Origin of the sequence: Burkholderia anthina (assembly GCF_001547525.1) — a bacterium.
Taxonomy (GTDB): Bacteria; Pseudomonadota; Gammaproteobacteria; order Burkholderiales; family Burkholderiaceae; genus Burkholderia; species Burkholderia semiarida.
On sequence record NZ_LNJP01000003.1, the window covers coordinates 54,525 to 79,544 of the forward strand.

Sequence of the window (25,020 nt, forward strand, 5' to 3'; positions counted from 1 at the left end):
CCGAGGGCAGTTTTCTTCAATACGGGCCGACGCGGCGCCCGTAGTCTCGGTGCGATTTTCGACATGTCGCATGGAGACACCCGATGAGCATGCTGGTTTCGATGGCCGCGTTCGCGCTCGCCTCGTCGATCACCCCCGGTCCCGTCAACATCGTCGCGCTCGGCGCGGGCGCGCGCCACGGCCTCGGCGCGAGCCTGCGCTACGCGGCCGGCGCGACGCTCGGCTTCGTCGCGCTGTTCCTGCTGATCGGCCTCGGCCTGCACGCGGCGCTCGCGCGCTGGCCCGTGCTGACGACGGCCACGCAGTGGTCGGGGATCGCGTTCCTGCTGTATATGGCGCTGCGGCTCGCGCTCGACGACGGCCGGCTGTCGGCCGATCCGGACGTGGCCGGCCCGTCGGCGGCGGCCGGCGCGGCGATGCAGTGGCTCAACCCGAAGGCGTGGCTCGCATGCGTGGCCGCGATGGGCGCATATGCGGCCGATGGCGACCGCGCGCAGGTCTGGCAGTTCGCCGCGCTGTATCTGGTGATCTGCTTCGCGTCGATCGCATGCTGGGGCTATGCGGGCGCGTCGCTGCGGCACCGGCTCGCGAACGCGCGGCGCATGCGCGTGTTCAACCGGCTGATGGCGCTGCTGCTCGCGGGCAGCGCGCTGTTGCTGCTCGACGTGTAGCGGCTTCGCCGGTCAGCGCATCGCACTGCGGTACTGCCCGGGCGTCGCGGCCGCGATCCGCCGGAACGCGCGCTGGAAATGCGCCTGGTCCGCAAAGCCGGCATCGAGCGCGACTTCGGCGATCGGCCGGCCGCGGCGCAGCTCCGTGCGGCCGTACTGCACGCGCCGATCGATCAGGAACGCATGCGGCGTCATCCCGTAGCGCGCATTGAACGCGCGGATCAGGTAAGACGGCGACAGGTCGGCCGCCGCGCAGATCGCATCGAGCGTGACGGCCTCGCGGCAATGGGCGGCGATGTAGTCGGCCGCGCGCGCGAGCTTCGCGTTGTCGTCGCCCGGCCGCGAATCGGGCAGTTCGCGCTCGAGCGCGCCGTGCAGCGCCGTGAAGAATTCGACCGCCGCGCTCTCCTTGCCGAGCGCATCGACGCGGGGCGACACGAGCGTGCGATAGAAGCCGCCGAATTGCGCGAACAGATCGCCGCGCTCGGTCCATTTCGTCGAAAACCCGTGAAAATCGCGGTTCGGATCGCGGCCCAGCGCGTGTTGCAGCCGCGCGAGCCACGGCACGTCGACATAGACCATCCGGTACGCCCACGCATCGGGGCCGTACGGGTTGCACGCGTGCACCTGCTCGGGATCGATGATCACGAGCACACCGCGCCCGACGTGGGCGTTCGTCGCACCGTTCACGTACGTGCTCGTGCCGCCGACGATCGCACCCACCGAAAACGTGTCGTGCGTGTGCTTCGCATAGCAGATCGCGCGCCCGTCGTCGACGGTACGCGCCTCGATGAACGGCAGCGCCGCATCGCGCCAGAACGGCGACGGCACGGCGGATCGGTTGGCGGTACGGCTCACGCGGCAGGCTCCCGGTTCGGACGAACGCTCACCGTACAAGACTGTGCGGCGCCGCGCAACCGCGAGCCGACGCCTGGCGGCTGGATCGCCTAAGCTTTGAATTCGGCCGCCGCGGCAGACGCGGCGGGTTCCGCTTCCTCTTCCAACCGGTACCACTCATGCAGATCGATCTGAAAGGCAAGACCGCGGTCGTCACCGCTTCCACCGCCGGCATCGGCTTCGCGATCGCCGAAGGGCTCGCGCGCGCCGGCGCGCACGTCGTCGTCAACGGCCGCAGCGACGCGTCGGTGCAGTCCGCGCTCGACAAACTGCGCGACGCCGTGCCAGACGCAAGCCTCGACGGCGTCGCCGCCGACCTGTCCGACGCGGCCGGCGTCGCGCGCGTCACGCAGCACACGCCGGATGCCGACATTCTCGTCAACAACGCGGGCATCTACGGCCTGAAGCCGTTCTTCGACATCGACGACGCCGAATGGGAACATTATTTTCAGATGAACGTGATGTCCGGCGTGCGGCTCGCGCGGCATTACCTGAAAGGGATGATCGAACGCAATGCCGGGCGCATCGTGTTCATTTCGTCGGAATCGGGCTTGAACATCCCGGTCGACATGATTCATTACGGGTTCACGAAAACCGCGCAACTGTCGATCGCGCGCGGCCTCGCGAAGCTCGCGGCCGGCACCCGCGTGACCGTCAATTCGGTGCTGCCCGGGCCGACGATGTCGGAAGGCGTGCGCGAGATGCTGAAGGCGCAGGCCGACGAAACGGGCCGCAGCATCGACGACATCGCGGTGGAATTCGTGCGCAGCGAGCGCGCGAGCTCGATCATCCAGCGACCGGCGACCACCGAGGAAGTCGCGAACCTGGTCGTGTACGTGTGCTCGCCGCAGGCGTCGGCGACGACCGGCGCGGCGTTGCGCGTCGATGGCGGCGTGGTCGACACGATCGCGTGACGACTGCGTGACACGCTCGCGCGGCGCACGGCGGCCGCGCTAGCGCGAAGCGGCCTTGTCCGAGCGAAGCGCGCCCTTGCGGTCGGCGTCCATGCAGGAATCGAAGCCGTACCGCGTGACGACGCCGGCCTTGTCGAACACGACGAAGTACGCGCGGTGATCGTTGCCGTGCTCGATGAAATAGTTGTAGCAGACGCCGCTGCCGTTGCGGACCATCCACACGCTGCGCGGGTTGCCGGCGGCGCGGACGACGTCGGCGCGCGTCGCGCCATGCCGCGACGCGGCCCGCGCGAGCGGCGTGCGCGAGTACGAGAACGGCAGCCACGCGTCGAACCAGGCACAGCCGTGCAACATCAGGCAGCCGGCGGCCACGGACAGCGCCGCCGCGGGACGGGACATCGAAATCAATCGCATGCTCGGGAAATCTGCTGCGCCATGCCGGCGTGATCGAAAGCCCCATGCTACTCGACCTTTGGGTCCGGATCGAAAAGAAATGTAGAGATCTCTGTCCGAATGCCCGCGCTGGCGTGCATCCGCGCCAGCCGAATCGTCAACGAACGTTGCAACCGGCGCCCGTGCGCGCAACCGCGCCGCTGCGCCGCTGCGCCGCCGCGTCGAACCGGCGCACCGGCGCAGCGGCACGCGCGGTCAGGCAATCCATTCGGCCCACAGCATCGTCAGCACCGTCATCAGCGCGGGACCGACGAACAGCCCGATCAGGCCGAACGTCTCCGCCCCGCCGAGGATGCCGAACAGCACGAGCAGGAACGGAAGCCGTGTCGAACCGCCGATCAGCACCGGCCGCACGAAATGCTCGGCGACGAACACGACGATGAACCCGAGCGCCGCGATCACGACGGCCCACATCGTCGCCCCCTGCACGAACAGCCAGAGCGCCGCGCCGCAGAACACGACCGGCGCGCAGAACGGCAGCATCGCGGCGACCGCCGTGACGAGGCCGAGCAGCGCCGCGTGCGGAACGCCCGCGAGCGCATAGGCGACGCCGAGCAACGCGCCCTCGCCGAGCCCGACGACGACGAGCCCCGTCACCGTGCCGTACACGGCCGCGACCATGCGCTCGATCAGTTCCGCGCCGTTGCGCCCGAACGCACGCCGCGCGCCCTGCAGCAACGCACCCGACAGCTTGTGGCCGGCGCGCAGGATCACGAACAGCGTGACGAGCATGAAGCCGAATTCGAGCAGCACGTGCGCGAGCTTCGTGCCGAAGTGCCGGCCGAACGCGATGAATTTCTCGCCGTTGACGCCGTGCATCGCGGTGGCCGCATGCAGCGGATGGCCGAGATTGGCCTGCCACCATTCGGTGATCTGCGCCGCGCCGTACGGCAACCGGCTGACCACGTCCGGCAGCGGAACACCGTTGTCCTGGATCGTGCGCAGCCACTCGCGCAGATCGTGCGCCTGTGCGATCGCCTGGGTCGTCGCGACGGCCACCGGCAGCACGACGAGCAGCGAAATCGCCGCCGTGATGACGGTCGCGATCAGCGTCGGCCGGTTGCGGAACAGCCGGTGCGATTCAAAGCATTTCAGCAGCGGCCACATCGCGATGGCGATCACGCAGGCCCATGCGATGGCGGGAATGAAATCGCGGATCACCCACAGCGCGAGCACCAGCAACGCCGCATACAGCGCGACGCGGGCGATCTGCTGGGCGCGCAGCCGCGCGGCGGAATCGGAAGACGACGGGACATGCGCGCCCATGGCACCTCGGTCGAAATGAAAAAATGGCGGTTCGCGCAGGCAACCGGCCTGCGCGAACCGCCATTCTATCCATCGGCGCCGGATCGGCGGCACGCGATGCGCGGGCCGCCCGGGCGCCGCGTCGTCACGCGTCGCTCACGCCACCTTGTCGGCGACCCGGTAGCGCTCGAGCCAGTGCGCGTACGGCGCGGGCAGCGTCCACGACGGACGCTCGACACCGAGCTGCCTGGCCGCGTAGTACGGCCAGTGCGGATCGGCCAGATGCGCGCGGCCGACCATCACGAGATCGAGTTGCTGCTCCGCCACCACGCGATTCGCCAGTTGCGGCGTATCGATCCCCCACGCGGACGACACCGGCAGCCCGGCCTCGCGGCGCACGCGCTCGGCGATCGGCGCGAGAAACGCCGGGCCCCACGGAATCTGGGCGTCGGGCGTCGAGAAGCCGACCGACACGCTCAGCATGTCGAGCCCTTCGAGCTTCATCCGCTGCGTGAGCGCGATCGACTCGGCGAGCGTCTCCTCGTCGCGACCGTCGTATTCGATCACGCCCAGGCGCGCGGTCAACGGCAGATGCTCGGGCCAGACCTTGCGAACGGCCGCGAGCGTGTCGACGAGGAAACGGCCGCGGTTCTCGGCCGAACCGCCGTATTCGTCGGTGCGCTGGTTCGAATGCACCGAGAAGAAGCTCTGGCCGAGATAGCCGTGCGCGAAGTGCAGCTCCAGCCATTCGAAACCGAGGTCGCGCGCGCGCCGCGCCGCCGCGACGAAGTCGGCCTGCACGCGCGCGATGTCGTCGCGCGTCATTTCGCGCGGCACCTTCGGCAGATGCGCGCCGAACGGCACGGCCGACGGCGCGATGGTCTGCCAGCCGCGCGGATCGCCGTCGGCGATATGGTCGTCGCCTTCCCACGGGCGGTTGGCGCTCGCCTTGCGGCCCGCGTGCGCGAGCTGGATGCCGGGCACCGCGCCGGCCGCCTTGATCGCCGCGACCGACGGCGCGAACGCGTCGGCCTGCGCGTCGTTCCACAACCCCGCGCAGCCCGGCGTGATGCGGCCTTCCGGCGACACGGCCGTCGCCTCCGCGATCACGAGGCCCGCGCCGCCGCGCGCGATGCCGGCCAGATGCACGTGATGCCAGTCGTTGACGACGCCGTCCTCGGCGACGTACTGGCACATCGGCGGCACCGCGATACGGTTGCGCAGCGTGACATCCTTGAGTTTGAACGGTTCGAACAGGGCAGACATCCACGACTCCTTTGCTAGGTTCTGCAAAACGGCTGGGAATGCGCCGTGCGGTGCGCACGACGCAGCGATGCGGGCCGTCGGCGGGCCGGCTGCGCCCGGCGACGGCAAGGACGCGGCGCCGGCCGGGCCGGCGCCGCGTGTTTAGCGGTGGCCGAGCTTCGCGAGCAGCGCCTCGGCCGCGGGCGCCGACGACGCGGGGTTCTGCCCGGTGATCAGCAGCCCGTCGGTAACGACGTGCGGCGCCCAGTCGGCGCTGCGCTCGAATGCCGCGCCGTTGGTCTTCAGCATGTCCTCGACGAGGAACGGCACGACTTCGGTCAACTCGACGGCCGCTTCCTCGCTGTTGGTGAAGCCCGTCGCGCGCTTGCCGCGCACGACCGACTCGCCGGTCTGCGGGTTCTTCACGTGGCGCAGCACGCCCGGCGCGTGGCAGACCGCGGCGACCGGCTTGCCGGCCGCGAGCGCGCGCTCGATCAGGCCGATCGAATGCAGATCCTCGGCGAGATCCCACAGCGGGCCGTGACCGCCCGGGTAGAACACGGCGTCGTAATCGTCCATCGACACATCGGCCAGCTTGCGCGTCGACGCGAGTTCAGCTCGCGCCGCCGCATCGGCGTCGAAGCGGCGCGTCGCGTCGGTCTGGGCCGTCGGGTCGCTGCTTTTGGGGTCGAGCGGCGGCTGGCCGCCCTTCGGCGACGTCAGCGTCAGCTCGACGCCCGCGTCCTTGAACGTGTAGTACGGCGCGGCCAGTTCCTCGAGCCAGAAGCCGGTTTTCTTGCCGGTGTCGCCGAGCGTGTCGTGCGAGGTCAGGACAACCAGAATCTTCATGATCGGACACTCCTTCGAAAATGAACGGGGAACGACGCCGCGCGTCGCGGCACGCCTGTCGGTTAGTCAGGCGGCGCGCAGCAACGTGCGAATCATTTCTCCGCATGCGATATATGCCTATTAGACCAGTCGTCTAGAAGCGGCCGAAATAAAACGACGGCGTCCCGCTGCCTGAATCGCCGGGGACGTCGCCGCATTCACCAGCACGGATCATATCCCCGGATTAGACCGGTCGTCTAGAAGAACACGCATTCGCCCCTGCCGACGTCATGGCCTTTGCGACGGGGCGCCGTTCGACCACGCCCGCCGCCCCGCTCATCCGCCCTCGGTTCGCCGCGGCCGGAGGACCTAGCCGCGCAACGGACCGTCCGTGTCGCCCGCTTCGATCGTCGGCGCTTCGAGCCGATGCTCATGCGCGCCGTCGTCCAGCAGCCGCAGCATCAGTTCCGCCAGCGCGCGCCCGGATGCATGCCCGGTCGGCTGCACGACCGCCGTGACACGATACGGATGCGCGATATCGGGCGGCACGCCGTCATAGACGATCAGCGACAGGTCCACACCCAGGCGCACCCCGCTGTCGACCAGCGCGCGAAATGCGCCGCCGCCCGCGATGTTGTTGTCGACCAGCAGCGCGGTCGGCGGCTCGGCCTGCGCAAGCAGCGCCCGCGCTGCCCGCCCCCCGCCGTCGTGCGTAAACGGGCACTCGACGAGCAGCGCCGGATCCGCGTCGATACCGGCTTCGCGCAATGCCGACAGACAGCCGGCACGCCGTTGCGCGGCGAAATTCAGCGCCAGCGGCGCGCTGATCATCGCGATGCGCCGATGCCCGAAGCCGATCAGCCGGCGCACCGCGTCGCGCGCGCCCGCCTCGTTGTCGAAGTCGAACCATGCATACGGGCCGGCCGACTGCGTGCGGCCGTACGCGACATACGGAAACGCGCTCGCCTGCAGGTACGCGAGCCGCGGATCGTCGACCAGCGTGCGCGCGACGATCAGCCCGTCGACGAGCTTGCCGTCGACGATCCGCCGGTAGGTGTCCAGTTCCGCATTCGGTCGCGCGGACGCGATGATGAAATCGAGATTGCGCTCGGCGAGCCGCTCGGTGATGCCCGCGACGACCTCGCCGAAGCGCGGATCGCCGAGATCGCCCGCGCCGAACGGATAGACGATGCCGATCATGTCGGCCCGCCCCGTCGCCAGCCGGCGCGCGGTCGGATCGGCGACGTAGCCCATTTCCCGCGCGGCCTTCGCCACGCGCTCGCGCGTCGCCTCGCTGACGTCGTCGTAACCGTTCAACGCACGGCTGACCGTCGTGCGCGACAGACCGAGCGCGTCCGACAGCGCCTTCAGATTCACCTTCACCGTCACTCCTCGCATTCGCCGCTCCGGCTGGCCGCCCGACCATCGGGACACACCGACCAGGTAATTATTTCCAATTGGTAACGATTACCGTCAATTAAATATCTTTTGCGTTCCAAACCGGTTTGAAATAGCATCCAAACCGGTTTGGACATCGATGCCCACTCAGCCGTTCACTTTCACCTTTCCAGGAAACAACGACGAGATGACATACTTTCCCCTTTTCCGCCCGCTCGCGGCCAAACGTTTGCTGCTCGCTGGCGGCGCACTCGCCGCCTTCGCGTCCGTCGCGCACGCGCAGTCCGGCGGCAGGGGCGCGCCCCTGCCCACGCCCCACACGCAGCAAGCCTACGATCCCGAAGGCAACTTCACGATGCGCTGGACGCGGGCGGACATCCGCCAGATCGTCGCGCAATCGCACACCGCCGGTGCCGACAAGAACTCGCTGCCGCAAGCACTGACGATGCCGGACATCCCGCAGGACTTCCCGCTGATCAACTCGAACGTGTGGGTGTGGGACACGTGGCCGCTGGCCGACCTGCGCGCGAACCAGCTCAGCTACAAGGGCTGGGAGGTGATCTTCTCGCTCACCGCCGATCCGCACGCGGGCTACACGTTCGACGACCGGCACGTGCACGCCCGCATCGGCTTCTTCTATCGCCGCGCGGGCATCCCCGCGTCGCAACGCCCCGCGAACGGCGGCTGGACCTGGGGCGGCCACCTGTTCCCGGACGGCGCGAGCGCCAAGGTGTTCGGCACCGCGCCGATGACCAACAACGCCGAATGGTCGGGCTCCGCGCGCCTCACGCACGGCAGCAACGTCAGCCTGTACTACACCGCGACGTCGTTCAACCGCTCGGCGCCCGGCGGCGCCGACATCACGCCGCCGCAGGCGATCATCACGCGCGCCGACGGCAACATCCACGCCGACGACAAGCACGTGTGGTTCACCGGCTTCGGCGATCACAAGGCGCTGCTGGAACCGGACGGCAAGTACTACCAGACCGGCCAGCAGAACACCTACTTCTCGTTCCGCGATCCGTTCGTGTTCACCGACCCAGCGCATCCGGGCAAGACCTACATGGTCTTCGAAGGCAACACCGGCGGCCCGCGCGGCGCACGCACCTGCACCGAGGCCGATCTCGGCTACGCGCCGAACGATCCGAACCGCGAAGACCTCAACGCGGTGATGAATTCGGGCGCAGTGTATCAAAAGGCCAACGTCGGCCTCGCGGTCGCGACGAACCCGCAACTGACCGAGTGGAAGTTCCTGCCGCCGATCCTGTCGGCGAACTGCGTCGACGACCAGACCGAGCGCCCGCAGATCTATCTGAAGGACGGCAAGTACTACCTGTTCACGATCAGCCACCGCACGACGATGGCGGCCGGCGTCGACGGCCCGGACGGCGTGTACGGCTTCGTCGGCAACGGCATCCGCAGCGACTTCCTGCCGCTGAACGGCGGCAGCGGCCTCGTGCTCGGCAACCCGACCGATTTTTCCGCCCCGGCCGGCGCGCCGTATTCGCAGGACCCGAACCAGAACCCGCGCGAATTCCAGTCGTATTCGCACTACGTGATGCCGGGCGGGCTCGTCGAGTCGTTCATCGATGCGATCGGTCCGCGCCGCGGCGGCACGCTCGCGCCGACGGTGAAGGTGAACATCAACGGCACGTCGACGTCGGTCGACCGCGCGTATGGACGCGGCGGCCTCGGCGGCTACGGCGACATCCCGGCGAACCTGCCCGCGACGGGGGCCGGCCACAACGACGGCAACACGCAGGCCAATTAGGATCACCAACAATAACCGTCTTCGATAAAGGCACGAGGTTCAGGAGGCGCGTATCGCGCGTGTCGCGTGTGCGCCTCCTCTTTTTTCTTTCCTCCATTGCGCATGCCGCCGTTGCAGCGGCATTCGCCCTCCTTTCCCGCTTCGCCCGACGGAGCACCGGATCACGCATGAGATCGATGTTGTTCGGCCTTTCCGGCCCTTCCGGCCTTTCCGTCCGTTTCGCCGCGCTGCTGCTTGCCGCGGCCGCCTGCTCGCATGCCGCCGCCGCACCCTGCGGCGCGCCGGCCGAAAACGGCACGCCGCAATGGCGCCCGGCCCTCCACTACACGCCGCAGCGCAACTGGATGAACGACCCCAACGGGCTCGTGTACGAGAACGGCCGCTATCACCTGTTCTATCAGTACAACCCGCTCGGCAACGACTGGGGCAACATGTCGTGGGGCCATGCGACCAGCACCGATCTCGTCCACTGGCGCGAGCAGCCGGTCGCGATGCGCGCGAACGCCACCGAGGAAATCTTCTCCGGCTCGATCGTCGCCGATACGCTGAACACGTCCGGCCTCGGCACACCGGGCCACACGCCGCTCGTCGCGCTTTACACGAGCGTCTACAAGCCCGGCTCGGGTCACGCACCCGGCATACAGGCGCAGTCGCTCGCGTACAGCCTCGATCGGGGCGCGACCTGGCAGCCGTATGCGCACAATCCGGTGCTGACGCTCGACCCGGAATCGAAGCAATTTCGTGATCCGAAAGTGTCGTGGTATGCACCCGGCGGCTACTGGTTGATGACGACGGTCGTCGCCGACGCGCACGTCGTGAAGCTCTATCGTTCCGACGACCTGCTCCACTGGTCGTTCCTGAGCGACTTCACGCTGCCCGACGTGCCGCATGCGGGCGCGCTGTGGGAAATGCCGGATCTCGTGCCGCTGCCGCTCGACGACGATCCGGAGCGAATCAAATGGGTGATGATCGTCAACGTCAACCCGTGGTCGATCGCCGGCGGTTCCGGCGCGATGTATTTCGTCGGCAACTTCGACGGCCGCACGTTCGTGCCCGACCGCGTCGCGCCGGCCGGCTCGGATCCCGCGCAATTCCGCTGGGTCGATCACGGCGCCGATTTTTATGCGGCTGGCACGTTCTCCGGCGCGCCCGGCGCCCGGCCGGTCGCGATCGCATGGATGAGCAACTGGGATTACGCGGCGAAAGCGCCGACCGCCCCGTGGCGCGGCGCGACCACGCTGCCGCGCGAGCTGTCGCTGAAGACGATCGACGGCGAGCCGACCCTCGTCGTCGCGCCAGCCGCCGCCTTCGACGCATGGGCCGACGGCCGCCCCGCCGTGCACGAAGGCGACGTCACGGTCGACTCCGCGACGCGGGTGCTGTCGGCCGCCACGCGCGGCGTCGTCCAGCGCATCACGGTGACGATCTCGCCTCGGCATGCGGCGCGCGCGGGCCTGATCGTCCGGCGCTCGGCCGACGGCTCGACCGGCACGCGGATCGTGTACGACACGACGAAGCGCACGCTGACGCTCGACCGGTCGCAGTCCGGCGACGCGAATTTCGCCGGCACGTTCAGCCGCGAGCACATCGTCGATCTGCCGCTCGAGCACGGGCAACTGCGGCTCGAAATCGTCGTCGATCGCGGGTCGGTCGAAGTATTCGCGAACGGCGGCCGCGTGGCGCTGACCGACCTGATCTTTCCGCCGCTCGAGGCGGACCGCGTGGCCGTGTTCGCCGAGCACGGCCGCGCGACGTTCTCGGGATTGACGGTGACGCAGCTGAAAGCCGGCGACGATACGCGTGGCGCCTGCGCGTCCCGATAGGTGCGGGTGACGGGGCCGCGCGTCCGGCATCGCATCGCCGGCGACGGTCCCCGTCCATCTGGCTCGTCAGAGCAACCCCATCCCGCCCGACGCGATGATTTCCGCACCGACGATGAACGCGGATTCCGGCGCGCTCAGGTGCAGCACCGTCGACGCGATTTCATCCGGCGTGCCGAAGCGGCCGATCGGCACGAGGCCCTTGATTTTGTCGGCCGTCTCGTCGAGCGTCGCCGCATCTAACCCGAGCTTGCCGTACAGCGGCGTCTGCACGGGCCCCGGGCTCACCACGTTCACGCGCACGCCGTGCGGCAGCAGTTCCGTCGACAACGTCTTCGCGAACGAATTGACGGCCGCCTTGCTCGCCGCGTACACCGACGAGCCGGGCATCCCGACATGCGCGTTGATCGAGCCGTTGATCACGATCGAGGCGCCGCGGTTCAACAGCGGCACGAGCGACTGGATCTGGAAATACGCGCCCTTCACGTTGGTGTTGAACACGAGATCCCACATCGCTTCGTCGCTGTCGGCGAACGGCGCGAGTTTCGCGACGCCCGCGTTGACGAATACGGCGTCGAGCCGCACGCCGGCGGCGGCGAGCGCATCGGCCAGCGCGCGGGCCGACGCGACGCTGCCGGCTTCGTTGCGAATCGCGAGCGCCCCTTCGCCGAGCGTTTGGCGGGCGGCTTCCAGCGTCTGGGCGTCGCGCCCGGTGATGATGACCCGCGCGCCTTCGGACGCGAATGCCCGGGCGGCCGCCAGGCCGATGCCGCTGTTGCCGCCCGTGACGAGGACCGTCTTTCCTTCGAAGCGTTGCATGATGTTCTCCTGTGAACCGATGAGTTGACCGTGAACACAGGATGCGCGCGGCGCCCGGCCTTGCCGTACGACGGGCGCGACGAACATGTTCGAAAACGTCGAACATGTTCGCTCGGGCGCGTTCAGCCGACCACGTCGATCCCGTCGAGCAGCCGCCGTGCGAGTCTCGGCCCGCGCAATTGCTCGAGCCACCATTGCAGTGCGCGGCCGTCGCGGTCGCCGTGCCACGCGACGTACAGCAGGTTCGGCTCGCGCGGATCGGCCGTCTGCTTCTCGACCAGTTCGCCGCGCGCGAGCAGCGACGCGACGCGCCGCCGAGGCACCCAGCCGACGCCGAGCGCATCGCGCTGCGCGAGGATCTTCGCGCGCATCGACGGCACCGCGAGCACGGCCTGCCCGCCGAGCAGGCCATACGCGCGGCCGGCCGCGCGCCGCGACGAATCGGCGACGACGACCGAGCGGTGCGCACCGATCGCGTCGCGCGTCAGCGGGCCGCGCGCGGACGCCAGCGGATGGCGCGGCGACACCGCGAACACCCACTCCATCGCGCCGAGTTCGAACCACTTGAGGCCCGGAATCGCCGGCGGCTCGTTGGTCGCGCCGACGACCAGATCCGCGCGGCCGTCGCGCAACGCTTCCCAGGTCCCGCCGAGCACCTCGTGCGTAAAACGCAGCGACACGCCCGAATCGAGCGCATCGAAGGCGCGGACGACCGGCACGAGCGTATCGAACTCCAGCACCTCGTCGCTGACGATCCACAGCCGGTCCTCCCAGCCGCTCGCGACCTGCCGCACGCGCTGCGTCAGCCGGGCGACGTCGAGCGCGAGCCGCGCCGCCTCGTCGGCCAGCAGTTGTCCGGCCGGCGTGAGCTGCAGCCGGTAGCCGCGCCGGTCGAACAGCAGCGCGTCGAAGCGCGTTTCGAGCTGGCGCGCCGCGTGCGACACCGTCGACGGCGCCTTGCCGAGCCGCGCGGCGGCACGCGACAGGCTGCCGGTGGCGCGGATCGCGTCGAGCAGCGCCAGTTCGTCTTCGGACAGCATGAGGTCGCTCCGCGGTGAGGTTTGTCGTGGATCGTAAGGCAGCAGCGCACGGCGGTCCAATCGCGCGATGGCGGCCGCGGCCGCGAGCCACGAACCGCCGCCGGCGCGCTCGACTTCCGGTATGCTGGCCGAGGCGAAATGACACGAATCGAGGTAACCACTGCGATGGACATCGCGATCCGCATCGAAGGCCGTCACGACCTGACGGGGCAAATCTTCCGGCAACTGCGCACCGCGATCGTCGACGGGCGTCTCGAAGCCGGCGCGCGGCTGCCGTCGACGCGCGACCTCGCGAAACAGCTCGGCGTGTCGCGCAAGACGACGCTCGACGCGTTCGAGCGCCTGGTGGCCGAGGGTTACCTGAATACGCGCGCCGGCGACGGCACGTTCGTCGCGGCGGGCCTCGCGCGCGTGCCGCACGCCGCGGCCGCGTCGGCGCCGTCGATCGTCGACGAGATGCCGCGCATCGACGCGGTCGATGCGCGCGCAATGTGGAACGACCTGCCGGACGCGCTCGCGATGCCCGCGCCGCACGATTCGCCCGGCTTCGACTTTCGCGGCGGCGTGACCGACAAGACGCTGTTCCCGTTCGACGCATGGCGGCGCTGCCTGCATCACGCGCTGCGCCAGCAGGCGCGCGGCCCCGGCCAGTACCACGATCCGGCCGGCGACCCGCAGTTGCGCGGCGCGATCGCGCGCTACGTCGGATTCAGCCGCGCGGTCGCATGCAGCTGGGACGACGTGCTCGTCACGCAAGGCGCGCAACAGGCGCTCGACCTGATCGCGCGCGTCGTCGTGCGGCCAGGCGACGTCGTCGCGGTCGAGGATCCCGGCTATCCGCCCGCGCGCGCCGCGTTCGCGTCGCTCGGTGCGACGGTGACCGGCGTGCCGGTGGACGCGCACGGCCTCGTCACGGAACGGCTGCCGGACGACGCACGGCTCGTCTACGTGACGCCGTCGCACCAGTTCCCGCTCGGCATGCCGATGACGCTCGACCGCCGCGTCGCGCTGCTCGAATGGGCGCAGCGCCGCCGTGCGGTGATCATCGAGGACGACTACGACGGCGAATTCCGCTTCGAAGGCCGCCCGGTCGAATCGCTGAAGAGCCTCGACCGCACGGGCCTCGTCGCGTACGTCGGCACGTTCTCGAAGACGATCTTTCCCGAGCTGCGGATCGGCTACGCGATTCCGCCGCGCGCGCTGCGCGGCGCGCTGGCCAAGGCGAAGCAGATCGTCGACTGGCACACGTGCACGCTGACGCAGGCGGCGCTCGCGCGCTTCATGCACGATGGCGATTTCGCGCGGCACCTGAAACGCGTGCAGAAGCACTACGACGCGCGGCGCAAGGTGCTGATCGCGCACCTGCGCGGCGAACTCGCGCCGTGGTTCGACGCGATCGTGCCGACCGCCGGCATCCATCTCGCCGCGCACCTGAAGCCGGGGCTCGACGAAGCGGCGCTGGTCCGCGCGGCGCGGGCGCAGGACATCGGCCTGTACGGAATTTCGGCGTTCCACGCGGGCGTGCCGGTGCGTGCCGGGCTGCTGTTCGGCTATGGCGGGATCGACGCGCTGCGCATCGACACGGCGCTCGCGAAGCTGGCCCGGCTGCTGGAAGCCGGCATCGCGGGCGGGCCGTCACTGGTTACCTGAATTTCCACGGAATTGGCTATTCAAGCAGGCCAGTACGCGTCCTAAAGTGGGTCCTGTCGCGCCACCCCGGCGCTACCCAACCGAAAAGGACCTGCCATGCAACCGCGCCTGAACTTCTATGCCGCCAGCCCGAATGCGATCAAGGTGATGCGTAACGCCGAGGAATTCCTCGCGAAGTGCTCGATCGAGAAGCCGCTCGCCGAACTCGTCCGTCTGCGTGCGTCGCAGATCAACGGCTGCGCGTTCTGCGTCGACATGCATACGACCGACGCACGCAAGGGCGGCGAAACCGACCGCCGTCTCGCGACCGTCGTCACGTGGCGCGAAACGCCGTTCTTCACCGAACGCGAACGCGCGGCGCTGGAATGGACCGAGGCGCTGACGCTGGTGGCCGGCAACCACGTGCCCGACGCCGTCTGGGAAGCCGTGAAGCCGCATTTCACCGACGAGGAACTGTTCGACCTGTCGATGCTGATCGCGACGATCAACTCGTGGAACCGCTTCGCGATCGCGTTCCGCAAGATGCCCGAGTAAGGCGGCGACGATGATCCGCTCCCCGCTCCATCGCATCGCGCCGTGCATCGGGCTCGTGCTCGCCGCGGCACTGCCGGCCGCCGGCAACGCGCACGACGCCGGCGACAGCGTGCACGCGATCATGCAGCAGGCCGTGCCCGAAGCGCCCGGCAAGCTCGTCGTCGTCGCGACGGTCGACTATGCGCCCGGTCAGGCGTCCGACGCGCACCGGCATCTCGGCTCGGTGTTCGCGGTCGTGTCGAAAGGCGAAGTGCTGTCGCAGGTGAACGGCGGCCCGCTGCGCCGCTATCGCGCCGGCGAAGGCTGGTACGAGCCGCCCGGCTCGCGCCATCAGGTATCGCGCAACGCGAGCGCGACCGAGCCCGCGCAACTGGTCGTGTTCGGGCTGACGGGCGAGCATCAGCCGCTGAAATCGCCGATCGATCAGTGATCCGGAGAATCGGACGAAGCGGGCGAATCGGGCGAATGCTCGCGACGTAAACGAAAAAACCGGCTCGAAAGCCGGTTTTTTCATACCGCATGCCGTGAGCGGCGCTCGCGCGCCGCGCGACGTTTAGAAGCGGTGGATCATGCCGACGCCGACAGCGATCTGGTTCTGCTTCGAACCTGCCGCCACGCCGTCGCCGATCTGCGTCGTTGCTGCCTGGATGGTGCCAGTCTTGCTCAGCGTATTGCCCGACGCGTGCTGGTAAGCCTCGAGTGCGTACAGGCCCGTGCGCTTCGACAGGCTGTAGTACTGCGACAGCGTGACCTGATGGTACTTGGCCGCGCTCGTGATGCCGTTCGACTGCGTCGCCGCCGTGTACGAGTAGCCCACCGCGAAGTCCCACTGAGCCGCTGCCTTCCAGTGCAGCACGGCGCCGGCCGTGTTGAAGATCGCGCTGTTGCGGAACACCGAGCCGACGCCCGGCGTGTACTTGACGTTCGTGTACGACGCCGACACATCCCACGCCGGCGTGAACTGGTAACCGGCCGTCACGCCGATGCGCTGCTGCGACTGCGCCGTCTGATAACCGGCATTGAGCGCCGACACCGCCGGCTGGCCGCCGCTCGTGACCGTCGAGTTGTCGCCCCACACGCCGCCGCCGAGCGTCGAGTTGTTGACCTTCTGATAGCCGACCGCGATGCCTGCCGGGCCGTTCAGGTACTGGACCGCCGCGCTCCACGTCGAGCCGCGGTTGACGCTGCCCGGCACGCCGCCGAACGAGTACGAACCGCCGACCGTGAAGCCGTAGAACTTCGGCGACATGTAGACGAGCGAGTTGTTCGCGCGGTAGCTGGTATCCAGCGAATCGATATCGCCCGGGTGCGCGCCGTATGCGCCCGTCAGCCACGTCGTCGGGCTGTACGGCGACAGCAGCGTGTAGTACGCCGTGTACTGACGGCCGGCCGTCAGCGTACCGTACGCCTGGTTCGTCATACCGACCCATGCCTGGCGGGTGAAGATACCGCCTGCCCATTGCGACGCGCCGGTCGCCGAGTTCACGCCTGCTTCCAACTGGAAGATCGCCTTCGTGCCGCCGCCGAGATCTTCGCTGCCCTTCAGGCCGAAGCGGCTGCCTGCCCATACGCCGGTGGACATCGATACCTTCGAGTGACCGCCGGTCGTCGCACCCGTCGACGGGGCCGCGTTGTTCTGGTATGCCAGGCCGTTGTCGACGATACCGTACAGGGTCACGCTGCTCTGGGCGTGGGCGGCGGTAGCGGCTGCGAGACCCACTGCCGTCATGGCGAAAGCGACGCGCTTTTTCATTGATTCTCCGTCCTCAAAGAATGTTTCTTTTCTGGTGTGGTTTTGTGACCGACACATGTGCGAGTACATGCCGACGCGATTCTGACGGATTACCAATTGTTTCCCAACATGTGCAGTCGGTCATCGTATGATCGACGCAACGCGGGCGTTCACCAAACGGTTACATAACAGCTCGAAATGCTTGTGCGGCGGGCCTTTCCGGCATTTGCCGGTGAAAACCCTAGCTTTACATTTTTACGGGTGCAACGCGACCGTCCGATGTCGTCAGACGCCTTCGGCAACAAAACATCTTACAAATGCGCGATCGAAGCTGACGCCGCGATTCACGCCGCCGCGCAGGATCGCCGACGTTCGTGACACCCACATTTCGAGACACGTAATCATGAAAACGTTTTTGTCCGTGCGCGGGGCACGGCGGATCGGACGGGAACGGCCCGGCGAGCGCGGGCCGGGACGCGATGCCGGCGCCGGTCGCACCGACGCGCTTCAGTGCTGCGACGCGGGGCGCGCGAGCCGCGCGGTCACGGCGTCGGCGAGCGCGCTCAGGCGCGCGCGGATCGCCGTGTTCGAACCGACCAGCGCGAGCGACGCCGCCATGATCCGGTAGACGCGCTTTCTCGGCACCTTGGCCGGCTGCGCCGGGTCGAGCCACGCAGCGTGGCCGGCCAGCAGTTCGAGCGTTTCGAGGCCGATCATGATCGGCCACAGGCAGGCGAGCCGAAGCCGCACGAAACGGCGCGGGATCGCGAGCGTATACAGGCATGCGTCGCGATACTGGTCGAGCGCGCCGCGCAGCAGGTCGACCAGCACGCCGCGCGCGCGCGCCGACGCATCGGGCTGCATCAGGTCGGCCACGACGAGCCCGTGCGCGCGCAGCACGTCGTCGGGCAGGTAGCAGCGGCCGATGCGCAGGTCCTTCGCGCAATCGCGCAGGATGTTGGTCATCTGCAGCGCCTTGCCGAAACGGATGCCCTTCTCGCGCATGTCCGGCAGATCCCAGCCGCGCGCGGCGCGCGTGTGCGCGCCCGTCATGTCGGTCCAGAATTCGCCGACGCAGCCGGCGACGAGGTACGTGTAGCGGTCGAGTTCGCCGCGCGTGGGCAGCGATGCGACCTGCCCCGACCGCTCGTCCGGAAACGTGCGCAGGTCGAATTCCATCCCCGCGGTGAGCGTCGCGACGACCTTGCGGATCGACGCGCGATCGACCTCCGACTGCGCGCGCAGCAGCGCGAGCATCGGTTCCATCGAACCGAGCAGCAGGTGTTCGTGCGAATCGGTCTGCATCCGCGTCACGTCCTCGAGCGAACGCGACAGCGCCGCGCCGTCGCCGAGCCGCTCGATGTCGTCGCGCAGGTCGGTCAGCAGCGCCGCGCGCCGCTCGGGCGCGACGAGCGCCGTGTCGGCGATCGTATCGGCCGCGCGTGCAAGCAGATACGCGAGGCCGACCGGGTCGCGCATGCCGTCGGGCAGCACGCGCAGCGTCAGGTAGAAGGAGCGGGAAACGTTCTTCAGCAGGTCGCCGAGCAGATAGGCGGGATCGGTATGGGTCGTCATGAGTCGGGAAAAATCGGCCGGCGCGGGCCCCGGACGCACACGGGCGCCGGGCGCCCGCGCCGGCCCGCGAGTCGCCGCATCGTCGCGCGCGGCGGGCAGCGGCCCCGGTGCGGCGATGCAAAATTCCCGCAAGTTTAGTGCATCCGGCGCGCGGGTTCGCTGTGACGGCCGGAATGCGATGCACGCAAGGCTGCCGTCGCTCGCGCTGCCGTGCATGTCGCCCCTTCAAAACAGAACGGAAAGGTCGAAGTAATACATATGTAATTATTCGATGCGACGATCGCGCACCGTTCGATTCCGTTCTGCCCGGCTTCCCGCCGGGCCGCCGACTCGAGCGCCCTTTCCGACTCCGTTTCGAAGGTTCAACGACATGCTCCTCAAGCGCCCGACCTCCCTGCGCTATGCCCCGTTCGCCTGCGCCGCCGCGCTCCTGCTCGCCGCGTGCGGCGGCGACGACGCTCTGACGCGCGATCCCACGCAGCCGATCTCCGCGAAGGTCCAGGTGGTCGGCCATCGCGGCGCGAGCGCGCTGCGCCCCGAACACACGCTCGCGTCGTATCGCAAGGCGATCGAGGACGGCGCGGACGTGATCGAGCCCGACCTCGTGTCGACGCGCGACGGCGTGCTCGTCGCGCGCCACGAGAACGAGATCTCGGGCACGACGAACGTGTCGGCGCTACCGCAGTTCGCAAGCCGCAAGGCGACCAAGACGATCGACGGCGCGCAGTTGACCGGCTGGTTCACCGAGGATTTCACGCTCGCAGAGCTGAAGACGCTGCGGGCGCGCGAGCGCATTCCGCAGGTGCGCCCCGCGAACACGGCCTACAACGACCAGTTCGAGATTCCGACGTTCGACGAGATCGTCGCGCTCGCGAAGCAGATGTCCGCGCAGACCGGCCGCACGATCCATCTGTATCCGGAAACCAAGCATCCGACCTACTTCCAGTCGATCGGCCTGCCGCTCGAGGACCGTCTCGTCGACGCGCTGCTAAAGGATTCGTACACGTCGCGCACCGCGACCGTCTACATCCAGTCGTTCGAAGTCGCGAACCTGAAAGCGATCCGCAACCGGATCAAGTCGAGCCAGCCGAACTGGCGGCTCGTGCAGCTGATGGACGAAGCCGGTCAGCGCCCGTACGACTTCGTGAAGGCGAACGACACGCGCACCTACGGCGACCTGTCGACGCGCGACGGCATGCGCGAGATCGCGACCTATGCGAACGGCGTCGGGCCGTACAAGACGTCGATCATCGCGGTCGCCGCGGACGGCACGCTGCAGCAGCCGACGCCGTTCGTGCGCTACGCGCACGAGGCCGGCCTCGTCGTGCATCCGTACACGTTCCGCCCGGAAAACAACTTCCTGCCCGCATCGCTGAAGGACGGCGGCACGCCGGCCACGCGCAACACGGCCGGCTCGGTGCGCGAGATCCAGGCGTACCTGCGCGCGGGCATCGACGGCTTCTTCACCGACGATCCGGCCGTCGGCCGCACGGCCGTCGATACGTTCAAGCGCTGACACGAAGCGCCGACCCGCACGCGACCGGGCGCCGCGCACGAGGTGCCGCGCCCGGTTCCACCGCGTCGGTCAGATCACGTTGAAGTGGTGCGTGCCGTCCCGCTTCAACTGGTCGACCAGCCCGTATTCCCAGTCGAGATACGCCTGCATCGCCGCGGCCGCGTTGTCGGTGCCTTCGTACGGGCGCCGATAGCGGTCGATGCGCGGCGACGCAAGACGGGTCTCGCCGCTCTCCAGCGGCAGCCCGGCGTCGATCCACGCGGCCGTGCCGCCGGTCAGCACGCGGATCTCGGCCGACGCCGGCAACAGCGCGCGGGCGTCATCCGCCGCGAACCGCGCGAGCAGGCTCGATCCGCACGTGAACACGTACCGCTTCGCGGGCGGAATCGCGGCCAGCGCGTCGCGCAACTGCGCACGCACGGCAAACCACGCGCCCGGCACATGACGCTTCACGTAGTTCGCGCTGGCCGTCACGTCGACGATCGCGAGCTCGCCGGGCGCGGCCTCCTTCAGCCAGCCGGCGAGCGTCGCGGGCGACACGTCGGCAGCGGGCGGCGCCGCGGGCACGTCGCGCGGCGGCTGGCCGCGCTCGACGAATGCCGCGGCGCCGGCCGGCTCGACCACGCGCACGTCCCAGCCCATCTGCGCGAGCCACGACGCGGTCATGTCCGCGCGCACGCCGTCGTCGTCGGCCAGCACGATCCGCGCGCCGCGCACGGCCGCATGATGGTCGGTCTCCTGCACGAGCTGGCCGCCCGGCGTGCTCAGGAAGCCCGGCAGGTGGCCGGCTTCGTATTCCTCCGGCGTGCGCACGTCGAAGCGGTACAGCGTGCGGCCCGGTTCGGCGAGCGCGGCGACGTCGGCCAGCGCGATACGCGGCACGCCGGCGCGCTCGGCCACCGCGCGGGCGGCCCGACGCGCTTCGGCGCGCTGCGTCGCGTCGATCTCGTCCGGAAAGCGCCGTGCGGCGCCGCGCTCGAGCGTCTGGCCGGCCAGCGTCCAGCCGATCGTGCCGTTGCGCAGCGCGGCGACGGGATTCGGCAGCCCCGCGTTGACGAGCGACTGCGTGCCGATGATGCTGCGCGTGCGGCCCGCGCAGTTGACGATCACCTGCGTGCGCGGGTCCGGCGCCAGCGCGCGCACGCGCAGCACGAGTTCCGCGCCCGGCACGCTGGTCGACGTCGGGATGTTCATCGTCTGGTATTCGTCGAAGCGGCGCGCGTCGACGATCACGACATCGGCTTTCGCGTCGATCAGCGCCTGCACCTCCTGCGCGGACAGCGACGGCGTATGACGCTCGGCCTCGACCCATTCGCCGAACGACTTGCTCGGCACGTTCACGTCGATGAACAGTTCGCCGCCCGCGGCAACCCAGCCGGCGAGGCCGCCGTCGAGCAGCCGCACGTCGGTGTAGCCGAGCCGCGCGAGCGTCGCGGCCGCGCGCGGCGCGAGATCCTCGCCGCCCGCTTCGCCGAACACGACGATCGGCGTGTCGCGGCGCGGAATCCGCGTCCACGCGTCGAGTTCGAGCTTCGACAACGGAAAATTGGCGGCCCACAGCGGATGGCCCTGCGCGTACGGATCTTCCTCGCGTACGTCGATCAGCGCGATCTCGTCGCGGGCAAGCAGGCGCGCGCGTACGTCCTGGTACGACGCGACGGGAAAGCGGGAAAGGGAATCTGCGGAGTGCGTCACGATGTCTCTGGGTTGAATACGTTGAAGTCGGTGAAGAAAACGGAACGGCTCGATCGTGGCCCTGCCGCCGCGCGCCCGCCACGGGCCGCGCGAGCGGGCTGGGCGTCAGACATTCGCGTCAGGCATTCGAATAGCCCGACACGAACGACTTCACGGTACCGTCGTCCAGGTACACCGCGCGCTCGACCTTGCCGATGTTCGCGCCGTACACGTGGATGCTGATCGATACGCGGTCGGCAAATGCGTTGGTCACGCGGTGAACGTCGCCGATGCGCGGCGACACGGCCTCGACCTCGCCCGGCCGCAACCGCACGGCGTCGCCCGCGGGCACCGGCCTGCCGGCCGCGTCGAACCGGTACGGCTGCGAGAACTCGCCGCCGCGCAGCATCCCGATCAGCCCCCACACCGTGTGATCGTGGATCGGTGTCGCCTGGCCCGGCCCCCACACGAAGCTGACGACCGAGAAGCGCTCGTCCGGGTCCAGATGCAGCAGGTACTGCCGGTAACGCTCGGGATCGGGCTGCGCGAACGCGTCGGGCAACCAGTCGTCGTGCTCGACGAGCGCGGCGAGCAGCGCGCCGCCCTCGTCGAGAATGCGCGCCTCGTTCGCGCCGGACGCGAGCAGCGCATCCAGACCATCGACGAACGGACGCAGCGGCGTCTGTTGCAACGAAAGCGTACTCATCGGCCGTCTCCTCGAATATGATGCCGAATATGATGGATCGTCATGATGCACCCGAAAGACCATGCAGAACAAACATGAAAATTAGCGATATCGACGCTTTTGCAGCGGTCGTCCGCTGCCAGACCCTGAGCCAGGCCGCGGCCGAGCTCGGGATGACGCAGCCCGCGATCACGCGGCGCGTCCAGAATCTCGAGGAAACGCTCGGCGTGACGCTGCTCGACCGCAACACGAAGCCGCCGCGCCCGACCGACATCGGCCGGCAGGTGTTCGAGCAGTGTCGCGCGATCCTGCGCGAGGTCGACGCGCTGCGCGAACTGACGGCCGGCCAGCAGCCGCCCGCCGGTGAATTCAGGATCGGGCTCACGCAGGGCCTCGGCGAACTGATGCTGCCCGCGCTGATCGCGGATCTCGCCGCGCAGTGGCCCGCGCTCGCGACGCAGGTCACGACTGCATGGGGCGGCCTGCTCGTCGACCGCATCGCCCGCCGCGAACTCGATGCGGCGCTGGTCTTCCTCGCGCGCGAGATGGTGCTGCCGGCGCAGGTCGAGGGTGAACGCTTGCTGGCCACGCGGCTCGTCGCGGTCGGCCGCAAGGGCGACTGGCCGCGCCGCAGCTACCGGCTCGCCGATTGCCACGCGCGCGGCTGGGTGCTCAACCCGGACGGCTGCGGCTTTCGTGCGGGCCTGCGGCGCGCGCTCGACGCGCAGGGCCTGCCGATGCCGGTCACGCTCGATGCGTACGGCCGCGACCTGCAACTGCAGAGCGTCGCCAACGGCTTCGGCCTCGGGCTGATGCCGCTGCCGCTCGTCGAAGGCAGCCCGCTGCGCGACGCGCTCGATATCGTGCCGCTCGCCGATTTCAAGCCGCAGATCGATCTGTGGCTGCTGCGCCGGCACGATGCCGCGCGCCTCGACGCGCCGCTCGCGGCCGTCGCCGCGCGTGCGCGCACGGCGTTCGCGCTGCCCGAGCAATCGCACGACAAGGCCGCGTAACGTAGCCTCGGTAGCCGCGCGGCGCCTGCGTCGCGCCGCGCCGTTGCCGTGCGCGGCAACCTGACCCGGCTCACGCATCGCGTCGACCGCGTTCGATCCCGTTGCGTGACGTCGCGTCCGCCCCTGCATTCGTCTGCCCGCGCGTTGCCGCGTCGAGCACCGCCCGCCCCGCCGCCACCGCGATCGCATCGTCCTGCGGTGTATGCACGCGGCTGCACAGCACGTCGCGATAGTGGCGTTCGAGCGGATTGCCGCGGCTCAGCCCGTGATTGCCCGACAGCTTCAGCGCCTGCTCGACCGTCCGGATCGCGTGCTCGGTCACGGTGCGCTTGACGAGGCCGCTGGTCGTCACCGACGGCGCGTTGCCGGCGTCGGTGCGCGCGATGTGATCGTCGAGCAGCACACGGTTCGCGTGCAGCCAGCCTTCGATTTCGCCGACCGCCTCCTGCACGCGCGGCAGCGTCGCGAGCGGGGCGCCGAGCCCGCTCGGCGCACGCGTCGTCGCGAATTCGACGAGCCAGTCGCGCGACGCACGCGCCACCGCGTCGTACAGGCTGCCGAGCAGCACGACCATCCACGCCTGCTGGTCCGCCTGCGCGTCGGCATCCGCATGAGTGGCGGCCGATACGGCCCATGCGTCCGGCGCGCGCACGTCCACTGCATGGTCGGCCGGCAGCGGCACGTCGTCGAACACGACTTCGTGGCTGCCGGACGCACGCAGGCCGAGGTGATTCCAGCTTTCGATCACGCGGATGCGATCGCCGTCCACCGCGGGGTCGCGCGGCACGAGAAACACGCCGACGCGCGGCGCCGGTTCGTCGGTGCGCGCCCACACGGCCAGCCAGCGCAGCGCCGGAATCCCGGTGCTGTAGAGCTTGTGGCCCGACAGCCGCCAGCCGTCGCCATCGCGGCGCGCGAGGGTCGCCGGCAGCCCGCCGCGCGACGGCGAGCCGAGCGCCGGCTCGACGCGCAGCGCGTTGATCAGCGCGCCGTGCGCGACCGCGCTGTCGAACACCGCGCGCCGGACCTGCGCGGGCCAGCGGTTGTCGGCGCGGCCGAGCGCGCGGTGCTGCAGATACGTCATCGTCAGCACCAGCGCGGTTGCCGGATCGGCCCGCGCGACGGCCGCGACGATCCGGCTCGCCCGCGCCAGCGTCGCCCCGGCGCCGCCATGCTCGCGCGGCACGACCTGCGCGATCAGCCCGGCACGATGCAGTCGCGCGAAGTTCTCGTGCGGAAAACGGCCCTCGACGTCGTTGCGGGCCGCATCGGCGGCGAGTTCGGGGGCGAGACGCTCGAGCAGCGCGGCGAGGCGCGCGTCGTCCGTCTCGTCGATGGCGTCGGCGTGGGCGGGCTTGGCGGCGTCCGCGGGCAGCAGGCGCAGCGAGGGTTGCGGTGGCGGCGAGGAAACGGCAAGGCTGGCGGACATCGAAACGGATTCCCTGGGTAGGTCGAACACGGCGGCGGAACGACGAAAACGGCGGGTGCAAACAGCAGGCGAAAACAGCGCCAACGCGCGCCCGATCATTCACGAGCCCAC

At 69.2% G+C, this 25,020-nt stretch carries 22 protein-coding genes; 9 read left to right on the forward strand and 13 right to left on the reverse strand.

The features are described 5' to 3' along the window. Positions 1-83: 83 nt before the first annotated feature. A complete protein-coding gene (locus WS64_RS20625; protein WP_059574512.1) occupies positions 84-671 on the forward strand; it encodes a LysE family translocator in 588 nt (195 codons plus the stop codon). Positions 672-683: 12 nt separating this feature from the next. Here the strand turns inward: WS64_RS20625 and WS64_RS20630 are convergent, their stop codons facing one another. Continuing rightward, positions 684-1,529 carry an AraC family transcriptional regulator gene (locus WS64_RS20630; protein ID WP_059639408.1) on the reverse strand — a complete coding sequence of 282 codons (846 nt, stop codon included), beginning with the start codon at positions 1,527-1,529 and terminating at the stop codon, positions 684-686. 158 nt (positions 1,530-1,687) lie between these two features. On the opposite strand from WS64_RS20630, the gene WS64_RS20635 reads away from it, so the two are divergent. After that, complete coding sequence (locus tag WS64_RS20635) at positions 1,688-2,482, forward strand: SDR family NAD(P)-dependent oxidoreductase (RefSeq protein ID WP_060967544.1); 795 nt, start codon at positions 1,688-1,690, stop codon at positions 2,480-2,482. 39 nt (positions 2,483-2,521) lie between these two features. Here WS64_RS20635 and WS64_RS20640 read toward each other — a convergent pair whose 3' ends face one another. The 5 genes from WS64_RS20640 to WS64_RS20660 form a co-directional block, all read right to left on the reverse strand. Then, positions 2,522-2,896, reverse strand: coding sequence for a hypothetical protein (locus tag WS64_RS20640; protein WP_059639406.1), 375 nt, complete (start codon positions 2,894-2,896; stop codon positions 2,522-2,524). Between the two features lie 234 nt (positions 2,897-3,130). Next, entirely contained in the window at positions 3,131-4,201 is a 1,071-nt protein-coding gene (locus tag WS64_RS20645; RefSeq protein WP_060967545.1) for an AI-2E family transporter, read from the reverse strand. A 135-nt stretch (positions 4,202-4,336) separates the two neighbouring features. Continuing rightward, a complete protein-coding gene (locus WS64_RS20650) occupies positions 4,337-5,446 on the reverse strand; it encodes an NADH:flavin oxidoreductase/NADH oxidase (RefSeq protein ID WP_059574521.1) in 1,110 nt (369 codons plus the stop codon). A gap of 141 nt (positions 5,447-5,587) precedes the next feature. Next, positions 5,588-6,274, reverse strand: coding sequence for a type 1 glutamine amidotransferase domain-containing protein (locus WS64_RS20655; protein WP_060967546.1), 687 nt, complete (start codon positions 6,272-6,274; stop codon positions 5,588-5,590). Positions 6,275-6,622: 348 nt separating this feature from the next. Continuing rightward, positions 6,623-7,651 (reverse strand): substrate-binding domain-containing protein, encoded by a 1,029-nt coding sequence (locus tag WS64_RS20660; RefSeq protein WP_060967547.1) that lies wholly within the window; start codon positions 7,649-7,651, stop codon positions 6,623-6,625. A 187-nt stretch (positions 7,652-7,838) separates the two neighbouring features. On the opposite strand from WS64_RS20660, the gene WS64_RS20665 reads away from it, so the two are divergent. Both WS64_RS20665 and WS64_RS20670 read left to right on the forward strand, forming a co-directional pair. Next, a complete protein-coding gene (locus WS64_RS20665) occupies positions 7,839-9,422 on the forward strand; it encodes a glycoside hydrolase family 68 protein (protein WP_060967548.1) in 1,584 nt (527 codons plus the stop codon). Positions 9,423-9,589: 167 nt separating this feature from the next. Further along, positions 9,590-11,245, forward strand: coding sequence for a glycoside hydrolase family 32 protein (locus tag WS64_RS20670; protein WP_060967549.1), 1,656 nt, complete (start codon positions 9,590-9,592; stop codon positions 11,243-11,245). A 66-nt stretch (positions 11,246-11,311) separates the two neighbouring features. On the opposite strand, the gene WS64_RS20675 is transcribed toward WS64_RS20670, so the two are convergent. Both WS64_RS20675 and WS64_RS20680 read right to left on the reverse strand, forming a co-directional pair. After that, the gene (locus WS64_RS20675; RefSeq protein WP_060968523.1) at positions 11,312-12,061 is read right to left on the reverse strand and encodes an SDR family oxidoreductase; all 750 of its coding nucleotides are present in this window, start codon (positions 12,059-12,061) and stop codon (positions 11,312-11,314) included. Positions 12,062-12,183: 122 nt separating this feature from the next. Further along, positions 12,184-13,101, reverse strand: coding sequence for a LysR family transcriptional regulator (locus WS64_RS20680; RefSeq protein ID WP_060967550.1), 918 nt, complete (start codon positions 13,099-13,101; stop codon positions 12,184-12,186). 165 nt (positions 13,102-13,266) lie between these two features. Here WS64_RS20680 and WS64_RS20685 point away from each other — a divergent pair, with 165 nt between their 5' ends. The 3 genes from WS64_RS20685 (at position 13,267) to WS64_RS20695 (ending at position 15,715) form a co-directional block, all read left to right on the forward strand. Next, entirely contained in the window at positions 13,267-14,751 is a 1,485-nt protein-coding gene (locus WS64_RS20685; protein WP_060967551.1) for a MocR-like pyridoxine biosynthesis transcription factor PdxR, read from the forward strand. A 96-nt stretch (positions 14,752-14,847) separates the two neighbouring features. Beyond that, positions 14,848-15,285 (forward strand): carboxymuconolactone decarboxylase family protein, encoded by a 438-nt coding sequence (locus WS64_RS20690; RefSeq protein ID WP_060967552.1) that lies wholly within the window; start codon positions 14,848-14,850, stop codon positions 15,283-15,285. Between the two features lie 10 nt (positions 15,286-15,295). Next, positions 15,296-15,715, forward strand: coding sequence for a cupin domain-containing protein (locus tag WS64_RS20695; RefSeq protein ID WP_060967553.1), 420 nt, complete (start codon positions 15,296-15,298; stop codon positions 15,713-15,715). Positions 15,716-15,838: 123 nt separating this feature from the next. On the opposite strand, the gene WS64_RS20700 is transcribed toward WS64_RS20695, so the two are convergent. Together WS64_RS20700 and WS64_RS20705 are read right to left on the reverse strand one after the other, a co-directional pair. Next, positions 15,839-17,038 carry a porin gene (locus WS64_RS20700; protein ID WP_059574542.1) on the reverse strand — a complete coding sequence of 400 codons (1,200 nt, stop codon included), beginning with the start codon at positions 17,036-17,038 and terminating at the stop codon, positions 15,839-15,841. 486 nt (positions 17,039-17,524) lie between these two features. After that, positions 17,525-18,592 (reverse strand): phytoene/squalene synthase family protein, encoded by a 1,068-nt coding sequence (locus WS64_RS20705; protein WP_060967554.1) that lies wholly within the window; start codon positions 18,590-18,592, stop codon positions 17,525-17,527. Between the two features lie 370 nt (positions 18,593-18,962). Between WS64_RS20705 and WS64_RS20710 the strand changes: the two genes are divergently transcribed. After that, complete coding sequence (locus WS64_RS20710) at positions 18,963-20,108, forward strand: glycerophosphodiester phosphodiesterase (protein WP_060967555.1); 1,146 nt, start codon at positions 18,963-18,965, stop codon at positions 20,106-20,108. A 69-nt stretch (positions 20,109-20,177) separates the two neighbouring features. Here WS64_RS20710 and WS64_RS20715 read toward each other — a convergent pair whose 3' ends face one another. Together WS64_RS20715 and WS64_RS20720 are read right to left on the reverse strand one after the other, a co-directional pair. Further along, complete coding sequence (locus WS64_RS20715) at positions 20,178-21,803, reverse strand: rhodanese-related sulfurtransferase (protein WP_060967556.1); 1,626 nt, start codon at positions 21,801-21,803, stop codon at positions 20,178-20,180. 118 nt (positions 21,804-21,921) lie between these two features. Then, on the reverse strand, positions 21,922-22,488 hold the full coding sequence (locus WS64_RS20720; RefSeq protein WP_060967557.1) for a cysteine dioxygenase family protein: 567 nt from the start codon (positions 22,486-22,488) through the stop codon (positions 21,922-21,924). 17 nt (positions 22,489-22,505) lie between these two features. Between WS64_RS20720 and WS64_RS20725 the strand changes: the two genes are divergently transcribed. Beyond that, positions 22,506-23,480, forward strand: a complete 975-nt coding sequence (locus WS64_RS20725) for a LysR family transcriptional regulator (protein ID WP_185716479.1) — start codon at positions 22,506-22,508, stop codon at positions 23,478-23,480. 70 nt (positions 23,481-23,550) lie between these two features. On the opposite strand, the gene WS64_RS20730 is transcribed toward WS64_RS20725, so the two are convergent. Then, positions 23,551-24,909: an acyl-CoA dehydrogenase family protein gene (locus WS64_RS20730; RefSeq protein ID WP_060967558.1), complete on the reverse strand. Its 1,359-nt coding sequence runs from the start codon at positions 24,907-24,909 to the stop codon at positions 23,551-23,553. Between the last annotated feature and the right edge of the window lie 111 nt (positions 24,910-25,020).